Below are 409 nucleotides of genomic sequence, written 5' to 3' on the forward strand. Positions count from 1 at the left end.
GTGGGACACCGTGGCGCGGAAGCCATTGCGGCGTTCTGGGACAAGGCAATCGCTCAGACCGACTCCATCGAGTTCGTCTTCGACGACTCGTTCGCGTGTGGCAGTGAAGTCGTGTTCACCGGACTGATCCGGACCACGATGGGGGGCCACATCATCGATGCCGAAGGTGTTTTCACCTACAAGGTCGACGCAGACGGCAAAATCCTTGCCCTGCGCGCCTTCTGGGAGACCGATCGTGCCATGGCGACGATGAAGAAGATCTAGAACAGGCACAAAAGAAGCGGGGGGTGGGGGGTGTTGCGGACGCCCCGGCGTATTTTTTCGCCCGGGAGGGGTGTGGGGGTGGTGGGGGGGGAAAAAAATAGGTGGGGAATAGGTTTAAGGGGCTCCGGCGCGGGTTGTGTTGGTG

General features: G+C 60.6%; 1 protein-coding gene. It reads left to right on the forward strand.

What is annotated here, in order from left to right; translation table 11 throughout:
• The coding region (locus ACWELQ_RS34305; RefSeq protein ID WP_452401180.1) for a nuclear transport factor 2 family protein at positions 1-264 on the forward strand (264 nt) is incomplete at its 5' end.
• Positions 265-409: the final 145 nt, after the last annotated feature.

The organism is Nocardia sp. NPDC004722, assembly GCF_053601505.1.